This is a genomic window from Janthinobacterium sp. GW822-FHT07A03, from assembly GCF_058798815.1.
In genome coordinates, this window is record NZ_JBXAKW010000009.1 from 285,314 (window position 1) to 299,115 (window position 13,802).

Annotated in this window: 10 protein-coding genes; 7 read left to right on the top strand and 3 right to left on the bottom strand. The window is 66.6% G+C overall.

Going from position 1 to position 13,802, the window contains the following annotated elements; translation table 11 throughout:
- From AC1RJW_RS24610 to AC1RJW_RS24625, 4 genes are all read left to right on the top strand, one after another.
- Positions 1 to 1,233: an efflux RND transporter periplasmic adaptor subunit gene (locus tag AC1RJW_RS24610; RefSeq protein ID WP_493047278.1), complete on the top strand. Its 1,233-nt coding sequence runs from the start codon at positions 1 to 3 to the stop codon at positions 1,231 to 1,233.
- A 3-nt stretch (positions 1,234 to 1,236) separates the two neighbouring features.
- Positions 1,237 to 4,350, top strand: coding sequence for an efflux RND transporter permease subunit (locus AC1RJW_RS24615; RefSeq protein WP_493047279.1), 3,114 nt, complete (start codon positions 1,237 to 1,239; stop codon positions 4,348 to 4,350).
- A 362-nt stretch (positions 4,351 to 4,712) separates the two neighbouring features.
- Entirely contained in the window at positions 4,713 to 5,432 is a 720-nt protein-coding gene (locus AC1RJW_RS24620; RefSeq protein WP_216350415.1) for an MgtC/SapB family protein, read from the top strand.
- The gene (locus tag AC1RJW_RS24625; RefSeq protein WP_436549881.1) at positions 5,432 to 5,743 is read left to right on the top strand and encodes a hypothetical protein; all 312 of its coding nucleotides are present in this window, start codon (positions 5,432 to 5,434) and stop codon (positions 5,741 to 5,743) included. The genes AC1RJW_RS24620 and AC1RJW_RS24625 overlap by 1 nt, the downstream gene beginning before the upstream one ends.
- On the opposite strand, the gene AC1RJW_RS24630 is transcribed toward AC1RJW_RS24625, so the two are convergent.
- Positions 5,735 to 7,132, bottom strand: coding sequence for a sensor histidine kinase (locus tag AC1RJW_RS24630; protein ID WP_493047280.1), 1,398 nt, complete (start codon positions 7,130 to 7,132; stop codon positions 5,735 to 5,737). The genes AC1RJW_RS24625 and AC1RJW_RS24630 overlap by 9 nt on opposite strands.
- Positions 7,125 to 7,805, bottom strand: a complete 681-nt coding sequence (locus tag AC1RJW_RS24635; RefSeq protein WP_493047281.1) for a response regulator transcription factor — start codon at positions 7,803 to 7,805, stop codon at positions 7,125 to 7,127. The genes AC1RJW_RS24630 and AC1RJW_RS24635 overlap by 8 nt, the downstream gene beginning before the upstream one ends.
- Positions 7,806 to 8,043: 238 nt before the next feature.
- Here AC1RJW_RS24635 and AC1RJW_RS24640 point away from each other — a divergent pair, with 238 nt between their 5' ends.
- The 3 genes from AC1RJW_RS24640 to AC1RJW_RS24650 are packed head-to-tail and all read left to right on the top strand — an operon-like array spanning position 8,044 to position 13,529.
- On the top strand, positions 8,044 to 9,168 hold the full coding sequence (locus AC1RJW_RS24640) for an efflux RND transporter periplasmic adaptor subunit (protein ID WP_493047282.1): 1,125 nt from the start codon (positions 8,044 to 8,046) through the stop codon (positions 9,166 to 9,168).
- Positions 9,161 to 12,265, top strand: a complete 3,105-nt coding sequence (locus tag AC1RJW_RS24645) for an efflux RND transporter permease subunit (protein ID WP_493047283.1) — start codon at positions 9,161 to 9,163, stop codon at positions 12,263 to 12,265. The genes AC1RJW_RS24640 and AC1RJW_RS24645 overlap by 8 nt, the downstream gene beginning before the upstream one ends.
- Complete coding sequence (locus tag AC1RJW_RS24650) at positions 12,252 to 13,529, top strand: TolC family protein (protein WP_493047284.1); 1,278 nt, start codon at positions 12,252 to 12,254, stop codon at positions 13,527 to 13,529. The genes AC1RJW_RS24645 and AC1RJW_RS24650 overlap by 14 nt, the downstream gene beginning before the upstream one ends.
- A gap of 66 nt (positions 13,530 to 13,595) precedes the next feature.
- Here AC1RJW_RS24650 and AC1RJW_RS24655 read toward each other — a convergent pair whose 3' ends face one another.
- Positions 13,596 to 13,784 (bottom strand): hypothetical protein, encoded by a 189-nt coding sequence (locus AC1RJW_RS24655; protein ID WP_475417323.1) that lies wholly within the window; start codon positions 13,782 to 13,784, stop codon positions 13,596 to 13,598.
- Between the last annotated feature and the right edge of the window lie 18 nt (positions 13,785 to 13,802).

Consider the following 13,802-nt stretch of genomic DNA (forward strand, 5'->3'; position numbering starts at 1 on the left):
ATGAAAAACGAGACCCTGCCCCCCGCCTCTCCCCTTGCCGCCACGCGCCGCCGGCGCTGGCGCGCCCCCGTCTTGATCCTCGTCGTGCTGGGCCTGGCCGGCGGCGGCTGGACCGTGATGCAATCGAAGCAACAAGCGGCCAAGGCTGCCGAATTGCAAGCGAGCAAGAAAAAGGAGCAGGCCAAGACGCCCGTGCATGAACTGGCGCAGGGCGACGTGGCCGCCATCGATGCGCGCGCGCTGAGCATCAGCCTGCCCCTGTCCGGTTCGCTGGCGCCCGTGACCCAGGCCACCATCAAGGCCAAGGTTTCCGGCGTGATCCAGGAAACGACCTTGCAGGAAGGCCAGCAAGTGGCCAACGGGCAAGTTCTCGTGCGCCTGGATGCGGCCGACCTGCGCGCCCGCCTGACGCAGCAGCAAGCCATGCTGGACGAAGCGCAGGCGCGCCTGTCGATGGCGGCCAAGAATGAGGCGAACAGCCAGGCGCTGCTCAAGCAAAAATACATTTCGCAGACGGCCTACGACACGACGCAAAACTCGGTCGACCTGGCGCGCGCCAACGTCAAGTCCGCCGCCGCCATGGTCGATATCGCCCGCATCGCGCTGGCCGACACGGTGATCCGCGCGCCGATGGCCGGCATCGTCAGCAAGCGCCATCTGCAGGCGGGCGAAAAAGTCGCGCCCGACATGCCCGTCTACACCATCGTCAACCTGGCCCAGCTGACCCTGGAAGCACCCGTGCCCAGCGCGGAAATCCCCCGCATCAAGCTGGGCCAGGACGTGCACTTCAAGGTCGACGGCTTCGGCGCGCGCGACTTTGCCGGCAAGGTCACGCGCATCAACCCCACCACCGAAAGCGGCTCGCGCGCCATGCTCGTCTACATCGCCGTCGACAATGGCGACGGCGCGCTGCGCGGCGGCATGTTCGCCAAGGGCAGCATCGTCACCGAGCGCTCGGCCGTGGCGCCGCTGGTGCCCTTGACGGCCGTGCGCAACGAAAAGCAGGGGCCCGTCGTGTATGCGCTGGTGAACAACAAGGTCGTTGCCCAGCCCGTCACCCTGGGACTGCGCAACGAGGACGAAGGCTATGCCGAGGTCAAGTCGGGCCTGGTGCCGGGCGCGAAAGTCATCATCGCCAAGCTCGATGGCGTGAAACCGGGCCATGGCGTGACCTTTGCCGCGCCCGCCACGGCCCCTGCCGCGCCGGCGGCCGTGCTGGCACGGAAGGATTAAGCCATGTGGATGACCAAAGTCAGCATTCAAAACCCCGTCTTCGCCACCATGGTCATGGTGGCGCTGGTGGTGCTGGGCATCTTCTCCTACCGGGGCCTGGGCGTGGAAAGCATGCCCAGCGTGCAATTTCCGTTCGCCGCCATTGAAGTGAATTACCCGGGCGCCTCGCCCGAAGCCGTGGAAAACGACATCACGCGCCCCATCGAGGACGCCGTCAACACCGTCAGCGGCATCAAGACCATCCGCGCCAACTCGTGGGAAGGACGCGCCGGCGTCTACCTGGAATTCGAGCTGTCGACCAACATGGACAAGGCCATGCAGGACTTGCGCGACAAGGTGGCCCTGGTGCGCCCGCGCTTCCCGAAAGAGGCCAAGGACCCGTTCATCGCCCGCGCCGAGGGCGACAACGAGCGCCCCATCGCCACCATCGTGCTGACCTCGACCGGGCATGACCTGCGCTCGCTGTCGACCATGACGGAGCAGATCATCAGCAAGCGCTTCCAGGGCGTGGCCGGCGTGGGGCAAGTCAAGCTGCGCGGCCTGCGCGCGCGCCAGATCCTCATCAGCATGAAGCCGATCGAACTCAATGCCCAGGGCATCGGCGTCGATGAAGTCATCCGCGCCATCCAGGCGACGAATACCAACCTGCCGGCCGGCTCCATCAGCCATGGCGCGGCCGAGCAGCTGGTGCGCGTGGAAGGCAAGATCAAGAATGCGCGCGAATTCGGCAAGATCATCGTCGCGCGCCGCGCCGTCGGCCCCGTCTACCTGGACCAGGTGGCCACCGTCGTCGACGGCGAGCAGGAAGAACTGTCGATTTCGCGCATGAACGGCCAGCAGGCCGTGACCATGGAAATCACCAAGGTGCAGGACGCCAACGTGGTCGAAGTGGGCACCGGCATCCTGAAAGTGGCGGCCGACCTGCAAAAGAGCCTGCCGCCCGATATCACCCTGCGCGTGCTGGACGACGAGTCGGAACGCGTGCAAAGCCAGCTCAATAACGTCAAGCGCACCATCATCGAAGGCGCCGTGCTGACCATGGTGATCGTCTTCCTGTTCCTGCACTCGTGGCGCTCGACCATCATCACGGGATTGACCCTGCCGATCTCCGTGCTGGCCAGCTTCATCGCCATGAAGGCCTTCGGCTTCACCCTGAACTTCCTGACCCTGATGGCGCTGTCGCTGTGCATCGGCCTGCTGATCGATGACGCCATCGTGGTGCGCGAAAACATCGTGCGCCACCTGGGCATGGGCAAGAACCACTACAAGGCGGCCAACGACGGCACCAACGAAATCGGCCTGGCCGTGATGGCCACCACGTTCGCCATCGTCGCCGTGTTCGTGCCCGTCGCCTTCATGGACGGCATCATCGGCCGCTTCTTCCTGCAGTTCGGCATCACCGTGGCCGTCGCCGTGCTCGTCTCGCTGTTCGTCAGCTTCACGCTCGACCCCATGCTGTCGTCCGTCTGGCGCGACCCCGTCAAGGACCGCTTCAAATACGCGCCGTGGCTGGGCCGCTTCATGGCCTGGATCGAGACGGGCATCGACCGCCTGCACGTATGGTACGGCAAGGTGCTGGCAGTCGCCTTGCGCTGGCGCAAGACCACCCTGGCCACGGCCGTGGCCCTGTTCGCGGGCAGCCTGATGCTCGTGCCCATGATCGGCGGCGAGATGTTCCCCGAGACGGACCAGGGCTGGGTCAACCTGCGCTTCAAGACGCCCGTCGGTTCCAGCCTCGAATACACGGACAGCAAAGTGCGCCAGATCGAAACGGCCTTGAAGGAATTTCCCGAGATCGACAGCCTGGTGGCCAACATCGGCACGCCCGATGGACGCAACACGGCCGAAGTAAACCTGAAGCTGACGGACATCAAGACGCACAAGCGCCGCTCGCAGCAGGAACTGGAAAAGCTGATCCGCGAACGCCTGGCGCCGATTGCCGGCATCACCCTGTCCGTCGGCCAGCGTCCCATCTTCATCGCCATCCTCGGCACCGATGAAGGCAAGCTCGATGCGGTGGCGCACACCCTGATGGACAAGATGCGCAACATCAAGGGCCTGGCCGACATGGAATACAGCCAGGAAGGCGCCAATCCGTCGACCACCGTGAAGATCAACAACGAACTGGCCAGCGACCTGGGCTTGTCGGTGCAGCAGATCGGCAATGCCCTGCGTCCGTTCGTGGCCGGCGACACGGTCAGCCACTGGCTGGCGTCCGACGGGCAGAACTACGACGTCAACGTGCAGCTGCCCAAATCGGGCCGCCAGAAAGTGGCCGACCTGGCCGACCTGTCGCTCGCGTCGAGCAAGCTTGACGCGAACGGCAAGCCCGTCATGATTCCGCTGCGCCAGGTGGTCGACTTCGTGCCGTCCTCCAGCCCGCAGGTGCTCAAACGCCAGGCCTTGCAGCGCCGGGTCGCCATCTATGCGGGGGTGCAGGGCCGCCCTGCCGGCGACGTCGACGCCGACGTGCAGAAGGCCATCAAGTCCATCGACCTGCCGCCGGGCGTGCGCTTCGACGTGGCCGGCAATGCGCAGCAGATGGCCGAAACCATGGGCGGCGCCATGATGGCGCTGGGGATCGCCGTGATCTTCATCTACCTGGTGCTGGCCTCGCAGTTCGGCAGCTTCTTGCAGCCGATCGCCATCATGGTGTCGCTGCCGCTGTCCCTGATCGGCGTGCTGGCCGCGCTGCTGATCACGGGCAGCACCCTGAACATCTTCTCCGTGATCGGCTTCATCATGCTCATGGGCTTAGTGACGAAGAACGCGATTTTGCTGGTCGACTTCACCAATCAGCGCCAGCGCGAAGGCCTGGGGCAGTTCGAGGCGCTGATGGAAGCGGGGCAAGTGCGTCTGCGCCCCATCCTGATGACGACCCTGGCGATGGTGTTCGGCATGCTGCCGATGGCCATCGGCATGGGCGACGGCGGCGAATCGCAGGCGCCGATGGGCCGCGCAGTCATCGGCGGCGTGATCACCTCGACCCTGTTGACGCTGGTGGTGGTGCCCGTCGCCTACACATATCTCGACAGCCTGGGCAAGCGCGCGGCGCGCTTTTTCGGCGGCGGCGAGCATGCCGAATCCGCCGACGACGGCAAGGCACACGCCCACTGATTGACCGGTCGCCTTCACCGTCCCCGCATTGGCGGGGACGACGCGGCGGCTTCCTGAAGAGAGCTTCAGTTGACCAAAGCTGCCCCACTGGCTAGACTCTCCCCGTTATCAATGATATGGAGTGACTCGTGGGTGCTTGTTCCAGTGACAGTAGTCGATTGACCATCGGCGATCGGCCTTAGGCAAGACGCGCGCATTCCGCCCGCCCTGCCCTCGGCAAGGTGCGGTTTTACCAGCGGCGATGCACATTCGCCGCCACTTCCCTCCTCATCGTTCCACCGTTATCGTCTACTGCCCCCTTGCGGGCGGATTTTCTTCGCCCTTGCACTCGCCTGTTCCTCCCCAGCCGGGAGAAACTGATGGTGGTATTTGACTTTGCGCTGCGCGTTGCCGCGGCATTGACCCTGGGCGCGATGATCGGCGCCGAACGCCAGCTGCGCCAGCGCATGGCGGGCCTGCGCACGAATGCGCTGGTGTCCGTCGGCGCCTCGCTGTTCGTGATGGTTTCCGTGCTCGAAGGCGATGCCTCTGGCCATATGCGCATCGCCGCGCAGGTGGTGTCGGGCATCGGCTTTCTCGGTGCCGGCGTCATCATGCGCGAGGGCATGACGGTGCGCGGCCTGAACACGGCCGCTACCCTGTGGTGCTCGGCCGCCATCGGCATCCTGTGCGGCCTGGGATTTGCCCTGGAAGCGGCCATCGGCACGGGCTTCGTGCTGATCGCCAACCTGGTGCTGCGCCACCTGGCGCAACGCATCAACGCGCACGGCAGCGAAGCGGGCATCGAGACGGAAAGCATCTACCGCGTGACGGCCGTGTGCGAGGCGGAACAGGAAGTCCAGGTGCGCAAGCTGATGCTGCGCTTGATCAGCGGCATGCCGGCGCTGATGCTGCAATCCTTGCACAGCGAAGACGCCGCGCAGGCCGGGCGCATCGAAGTGCGGGCCGACCTGCTCACACCCTTGTCCAGCCTGGGATTGCTGGAACAGATCGTCAGCCAAGTGAGCCTGGAAGGCAGCGTCTCGGCCGTGCGCTGGGCGCTCGTGAACAACGCGGAATTTGTCGCCGAACGGGGAGTGTGATGATGAAAAAATTCTTCCATTGGTTTGCCAGGCGCGGCCCCGTCGTGGCCACCTACCGCCTGACCGTCACCTGCCCTGCGGCACAAGCCGACCACGTGGTGCGCCTGCTGCTGGCCGAACTCAAAGGCGCGGGCCTGGCGCCGTCGCAGATGCTGCGCAGCTGGGACGAAGCCCGGCAGGTGGTGCAGCTGATCGCCACGGTGTTGTGCCAGGCGGTGCAGCGCGCCGTGCTGGTGCGCTTCGTCAACCGCGCGGGCGCCTGGCCGCAAGTGCGGCAGGTGCGCTGGGAAGGCGTGGCGCCCTCAGCTTGACGCGGGCAGGCGCATGAGGAACAGCGCGCCGCCTTGCGGGCGGTTGCGCGCCTCGATACTGCCGCCATACGCGTGCACGATGGCTTGCGACAGGGCCAGGCCCAGCCCGAAACCGGGCGCCTCGCCCGCGCGCGCCTGGGCACCGCGGTAAAAACGCTCGAACAGATGCGGCAAGTCTTCCACGCCGATGCCCGGTCCCGCATCCGCCACGCCGACGAGCGCATGTTCGCCCTCGCACGCCACGTGCACGGTGATGACGCTGTCTGGCGGCGAGAACTTCACGGCGTTATCGAGCAGATTGGCCAGCACCAGGTCCACGGGACCGGCCGCCACGCGCGCATGCACGGCCACACTGTCATCGAAGACGATGCGGATGCCGCGCTGCGCTGCCGGCTTTTCCAGCCGCTGCGCGGCCGCCCGCACGAGCGGATTGAGCGCGATGGTTTCCACGGCATTGCGCTCCTGCCCCACGTCCAGGCGCGTGAGCATCAGGAGTTCTTCCACCAGGGTCGTCAGGCGCTGCACTTCATCGAGGCAGGACGCCAGCGCGTCCACATACTCGGGCGCTTCGCGCGGACGGCGCAGGGTGATTTCGATTTCCGTGCGCAGGCGCGACAGGGGCGAGCGCAGTTCGTGCGAAGCGTCGGCCGTGAAGCGGCGCTGCGCATCGTAGCCGTGCTCCAGGCGGTCCAGCATGGCGTTCAGGGTATCGACCAGGCGGCCGATCTCGTCCCGCGTGCCGGGATGGGGCAGGCGCTGGTGCAGGCTGGCTTCGCCGATCGAATGCGCCTGGTCTACCACGTCGTCGATGGCACCCAGCACGCGGCGCGTGAGCATTTCGCCGGCCAGGCCCACGGCAGCCAGCAAGGCCAGCGCCATGGCGCCAAACAGCACGGTGGCCGCGGCCAGTACGTGATTGGTGTCGTCGAGCGAACCGGCCACCTGCACCGCCAGGCGCGCGCCGGATGAGGGCACGGGAATCGAGACCATGCGCAGCGGCTCCTCGCCGAACTTGGGCAAGGTCTCGAAGACGGTCTCGCCGGCCGCCAGGTGCGCCAGCAGGGCGGGCGGCGCCGGCAGCTGCGCCGCCTCCAGGTTGCGGCTGCGCGCCAGCACGCGGCCCTCGCCATCGATGATCTGCACCAGGCGGTCGAGGCGCGTCAATGACGGCGGCGCCAGGCCCGGCGCCACCTCGTGCACCTGCACGGGCTGGCGTGGCGCGGCCGGCAGCATGGCCATTTCCGTCTCGGCCAGCGCCAGCAGGGCCGCATCGAGCTGGCCATGCACGGCGCGCGACAGGCCCCAGTAGCCAGCCAGCGCCGTGCAGGCGACGATGGCGAGGATGACGGCCAGGTGCACCAGCAGCAATCGCTTGCGAAAGCTAGCCACCGTGGTTTTCCGCCAGGCGGAAGCCGCGTCCGCGCACCGTGTGGATCAAGGGCGGCAGGCCCGGCGCATCGACTTTTCCCCGCAGGTTGCGCACATGGACGTCGATCAGGTTATCGATGCCGATCAGGTCCGCCTGCCAGATCTGCTCGGCCAGGCGCGCGCGGCTCACCACCTCGCCCGCCTGACGCAGCAGGATCAGCAGAATTGCGTATTCCTTGGGCGTCAGCACCAGCGGCGCGCCGGCCCGCGCCGCCTGGTGGCTGACGGGATCGAGCGTCAGGTCGGCCAGCGCCAGCACCAGCGGGCGGCTGATGTCGGAGCGGCGCAGCAGCGCACGGATGCGCGCCAGCAGCTCCTCGAATTCGAACGGTTTGGTCAGGTAATCGTCGGCCCCCGTGTTCAGGCCCGCCACCCGGTCGGCCGTGGCGTCGCGCGCCGTGAGCATCAGCACGGGCGTCTGGATGCCGCGCGCGCGCAAGTCGCGGCAAAAATCGATGCCCTGCTTGCCCGGCAACATCCAGTCCAGCACGATCGCGTCGTAGTCGACGGCGTAACTTTCGTCCTCGCCCTCTTCCGCGCTGTGCGCCACGTCGACGACAAAGCCTTCTTCCTGTAAGCCACGGGCCAACAGGCGCGCCGCCTTGCGGTCGTCTTCCACCAGGAGGATTCTCATGCTTGCCTTTCTCATTGTGCTGCGTTTTCCCGCATTTTCCATCCTTGCATTTTACCGCGCCACACCGCGCGCGCACGCAACCTGAAGAATGATTCAGGCGTTCTTGGGCGCTTCTTCAGGAGCACATTGCTATGCTTTCCCGGCGCTGTCATATCGCTGCCCGCGCCCCCTTCTGACCGCCCGCCTGGGCACGGCATCCACGCATGCCCCATCACCATCAATAACAAGGAAACACGGGATGAACACGACCACCCGCAACGCCCTGGGCGCCAGCTGCGCCCTCGCTCTCGCCTGCTCGGCCCTGGCCGGCTGCGCCAAACCGACGGCGGCAGCCATGCCGCCCGTCCAATCGATGCATCTGGACGACGGCAGCATCGCCGTCGACAAGATGTCGCCGCTGCGCCAGCGCCTGCAGATCGCCGCCGTGCAGGAACAGGAGATCGCCACGCAGACGGATGCGCCGGGCAGCATCGAAGCGATGCCGGAAAAACTGGTGAAGATCACGCCCCCCCTGGCCGGGCGCATCACGCGCTTGCAGCGCGCGCTGGGCGACAGCGTGAAGGCGGGCGACCCGCTGTTCACGCTCGACTCGGCGGAACTGAGCGCCGCCTACGCGGACGACAGCAAGGCGAAGTCCGCCCTGCTGCAGGCGCGCCAGGAACTGGAGCGCCAGAAAACCCTGTTCGAGGCGGAAATCGCCGCGCGCAAGGAGTACGAGGCGGCCCAGGCAGCCTACGACCAGGCCGGCAGCGACGCACACGCCAGCGCCGACAAGCTGGCCCAGTACGGCGCCGGCGCGCGCGGTTCGCGCCGCGACTACGTGCTGCGCTCACCCATCGCCGGCACCGTGATCGCCATGGATGGCGCCCAAGGCGGCTACTGGAACGATATCAACGCGCCCGTCATGACGGTGGCGGATCTGTCCACCGTGTGGCTGTCGGCCAACGTGGCCGAGAGGGACCTGGTGCAGGTGGCCGTGGGCCAGACGGCCCGCATCACCGTCGATGCCTGGCCCGGCAAGGCTTTCGAGGGCAAGGTCGCGTATGTGGGCGCCGTGCTCGATCCCGAGACGCGGACGGTAAAAGTGCGCGTGGCCATCGACAACCGCACCGGCACCTTCAAGCCGGGCATGTTTGCCCACGCCGGTTTTGCCGGCGCCAGCCGCCGCGCCCTCCTCGTGCCCGCGGCGGCCGTGCTGCAAAGCGGGCCATCGACGCGCGTGATGGTCGAGCGCAGCCCGCTGGTATTTACGCCGCGCACGGTGGAAGTGGGCGCCAGCCATGGAGAACAGGTGGAAATCCTCGCCGGCCTGAAAGCGGGCGAACGCATCGTCGTCAAGGAAGGAGTGCTGCTCAATGATTGACCATTTCATCGCCACCTGCTGCCAGCGGCGCGGCATCGTCTGGCTGGTGCTGCTGTTCGTCGCCGTCTACGGCGTCTACTGCTGGAAACAGCTGCCCATCGAAGCCTATCCCGACATCGCCGACGTCACTTCGCAGATCGTCACGCAGGTGCCGGGCCTGGGCGCCGAGGAAATCGAGCAGCAGATCACCATCCCGCTCGAACGCGCCCTGCTGGGCACGCCCGGCATGCACGTGCTGCGCACGCGCAGCCTGTTCGCGCTGTCGCTGATCACAGTGGTGTTCGAGGATGGCAGCGATGGCTACTTCACGCGAGAACGGCTGCAGGAGCGCCTGGCCAGCGTCAACCTGCCGTACGACGCCAAGCCGGGGCTCGATCCCTACACCTCACCCACGGGCGAGATCTACCGCTACACGCTGGAATCGAAAACGCGCTCCCTGCGCGAACTGTCCGAGCTGCAGTTCTGGACCGTGATCCCGCGCCTGCAGCAGGTGCGCGGCGTGGCCGACGTCAGCAATTTCGGCGGCCTGACGACGCAATTCATGCTGGAACTCGATCCCGCAAAACTGGACAGCTACGGCTTCTCGCTAGCGCAGGTGAAGGAAGCCATCAATGCCAACAACATCAGCGGCGGCGGCAGCGTCATCGACCGCGGCCAGCAATCGTACGTGGTGCGCGGCGTGGGCCTGCTGCATTCGCTGGACGACATGGGCAACGTCGTCGTCAGCAGCAAGGACGGCGTGCCCGTGCTGGTGAAGGACCTGGGCAAGCTCGCCTACGGCAACGTGGAGCGGCGCGGCATCCTCGGCAAGGACGACAACCCCGACACCATCGAAGGCATCACCCTGCTGCTGAAGGATTTCAACCCGTCCGAGGCGCTGGCCGGCATCCATGCGGCCGTCGACGACCTGAACGCCAACGTGCTGCCGAAGGACGTGAAGGTCGTGCCCTACCTGGACCGCAGCTCGCTGATCGACGCCACCCTGCATACGGTGGGATTTACCCTGGGTGAAGGCATGCTGCTCGTCGCCCTCGTGCTGCTGCTGTATCTGGGCAGCCCGCGCGCGGCCGCCATCGTCGCGCTGACGATTCCGCTGGCCCTGCTGATCGCCTTCATCTTCATGCATCATTTTAAGATTCCCGCCAATTTGCTGTCCCTGGGGGCGATCGACTTCGGCATCCTCGTCGACGGTTCCGTGGTGGTGCTGGAAAACATGCTGCGCCGCCGCGAACGGGAACAGGAACGCCCCCTGACCCTGCAGGACGCCATCGAGGCGACCCTGCAGGTGGCGCGCCCCATCATGTTCGGCATGGCCGTCATCATCGCCGCCTACCTGCCCCTGTTCGCCTTCCAGCGCATCGAGTACAAGCTGTTCTCGCCCATGGCGTACGCGGTGGGCGCGGCACTGGCGGGCGCGCTGGTGGTGGCGCTGGTGCTGATCCCCGGCCTGGCCTGGCTGGCCTTGCGCAAGCCGCGCCGCACCTTCCATAACCGCGTGCTGGACAAGCTGGCGTCCGCGTACGGGCGCTTCCTCGAACGCATGGTGGGCAAGAAGCGCTGGGTGGCGATGGTGTGCGCAGGATCGCTCGCAGCGCTTGCCATCCTGGGCGGCAGCATCGGCCGCGACTTCCTGCCCTATCTCGATGAGGGTTCGCTGTGGCTGCAGGTGCAGATGCCGCCCGGGATCACCTTGGACAAGGCGTCGGAGATGGCCAGCGAACTGCGGCGCGCCGCGCTGGAATTCCCGGAAGTGTCGACCATCGTCACGCAGACGGGACGCAACGACGACGGCACCGATTACTGGACGCCGTCGCACATCGAGGCGAGTGTGGGACTGCATCCGTACAAAAGCTGGAAATCGGGCATGAGCAAGCAGCAGCTGATCGCGAAAATGAATGCACGCTTCGCCCGCATGCCAGGCGTCACGGTGGCCTTCATGCAGCCGATGATCGATGGCGTGCAGGATAAATTGTCGGGCGCGCACAGCGACCTGACGGTAAAAATCTTCGGCAACGACCTCGATGAGGTGCGCGCCATCGCCGGCAAGGTGGCCAATGTGCTGAAGACTGTCCACGGCGCCTCCGACGTGGCGGTGGACGTGGAGCCGCCGCTGCCCAACCTGAAGGTGGAACTGGACCGCGCGAAGGCGGCCCGCTACGGCATCAACGCGGCCGACGTGGCCGACCTGATTGCCACCGGCATCGGCGGCGCGCCCATCGGCCAGGTCTACGTGGGCGAGAAAAGCTACGACATCGCCGTGCGCTTCCCGCCCGCCACGCGTTCCAGCCCGGACGCCATCGCCAGCCTGAAGCTCACGGCCGCCAACGGCGCCAAGGTACCGCTGGCGCAGGTGGCCACCATCAGTACCACCTCGGGCGAAAGCGTGATCGTGCGCGAAATGGGGCGGCGCCACATCATCGTGCGCCTCAATGCCCGCGGACGCGACCTGGCCGGCTTCCTGGCCGAAGCGCGCCCGCTGGTGGCCCAAGCCGTGGCCAACGAACACCAGCGCATCAGCGTCGAATGGGGCGGCCAGTTCGAAAACCTGCAGCGCGCGCAAAGCCGCTTGGCCCTGATCCTGCCGATGACCCTGGGCGCCATGTTCCTGCTGCTGTTTGGCCAGTTCCGCAACCTGCGCCAGCCCGCGCTGGTCTTGCTGGCCGTGCCGCTGGCCATGCTGGGCGGCCTGGCCGCACTGCACCTGCGCGGCATGACCCTGAACGTGTCGAGCGCCGTCGGTTTCATCGCCCTGTTCGGCGTGGCCGTGCTGAATGCCGTGCTGATGCTGGCGCAGATCAACCGCTTGCGCGCGGACGAAGGCAGGAGCTTGCGCGACGCCGTGCTGGATGGCGCGCGCGACCGCATGCGCCCCGTGCTGATGACGGCCACCGTGGCCGCCCTGGGGCTGACGCCGGCCATGCTGGCGACAGGCCTGGGCAGCGACGTGCAGCGCCCGTTGGCCACCGTCGTGGTGGGCGGCCTGGTAACGGCGACGGCACTGACCCTGCTGCTGTTGCCGGCCCTGTATTACCTGATCGAGGCGTATGTACAACAACGCCGGACCGATACCGAAGGAGCAAACCATGACACGTTTTAATGTACTGCTGGCGGCCTGGCTGATGACGCCATGCGCCATCGCCGCACCCTTGAGCTTCGAGACCTATTTGTCCGCCGTGGAAAGCCACAGCCTGGAATTGCAGGCGCAGCAGGAAGACATCGTCTCGGCCAAGGCGGGCATCGGCATCGCCGGCCTGCGTCCCGATCCCGAATTCACGCTGGGCGCCACGCGCGAAACCGTGCGCAGCGTCGAGCACCGCCCAATCACGTGGAATCCGGCCATCAGCATGGCCATCGAGACGGGCGGCAAGCGCGCCGCGCGCTTGAAGGCGGCGCACAGCCATGTCGCGCTGGCCGAGGAAACGGTGGCCGGCTTCAAAAGCGAACTGTATGGCACGGCCACCGCCGCGTTCACGGAAGCGTGCCGCACGCGCGAGGTCCTCGCACGCAAGGAGCAGACCATGGCAGCCCTGTCGAAAGTCGTCGAGGCGAACGCCGTGCGGCGCAAGGCAGGCGACGTGGGCGGCATCGAGCTGCTGCAGTCGCGCGTGGAACGCGACCAGTTCCAGGCCGAGCTGGCGCAGGCGCGCAGCGAGGCCGACAGCGCCATGTTGAATTTGTCGCCCCCCTTGGGCCGCCAGTTCGACAGCCTCTTTCCGGACGCGCAGCTGGCCTGCGACTTCGCCGCGTATGCCGACCAGGATGCCAGCACCCTGGTGCCGCAGGCGCTCGAGGCGCGGAGCGACGTGCGCATCGCCCGCGCCACCGTGGACAATCTGCGCGACGGCGCGGCGCTCGTGCGCGCCAACCGCGCCGTCGACCCGACCGTCACCCTGGGCCTGGCCGCCGCGCGCGGCTACCATGACGGCTTTGACGCCAGCGGCAATCCCGTCGACGGGTCGCCGCGCTCGCGCGCCTTGAGCGTATCGCTGGCCATCCCCATCCCCCTGTCGCGGCGCGACAAGGGCGACGTCGTACAGGCGGAAGCGGGCGTGACGCAAGCCATGCTGGCCCTGCGCCAGGCGGAACTGACGGCGGAAACGCAGGTGCGCACGGCGCAGCGGCAGCTGCGTGCGGCGCAGGACAGGCTGGCGCGCTACCGCGACGGCGTGCTGGTCGATGCGCAAAAGGTGGTCGATGGCATGCGCCTGTCCTACTTCAGCGGCAATGCCTCGCTGCTGGAATGGCTGGCGGCGCAGCGTTCGGCCGATGAGGCGTATCAGGGGTATGTGCAGGCACGCGCCGATGCGGCCATCGCCAGCACGCAGCTGCAACTGGCCATCGGCCAGCGGCCGCGCTTGTAGCGGGGAAGGGAAAACGAGGGGGAGACCGGCACGGCCATGCCGCACCGGTCGTCAGAAACAGGGGAATTACTGAGGCTGGGCAGGAGCGTCGGTAGCGTCGTCCGCTTCGGGCTCGTCACCCTCGGCACCCTCTTCGCCATCGGCCGGCTTCGGATTGTTCTTCGCTTCCAGCTTGCGCCTGGCTTTTTCCTCGGCTTTCTTCTTCTTTTCCAGCTCTTTTTGCCGTTTTTCGTATTGGAAATTTGTCTTGGCCATTTACTACCTCTTTAGTTT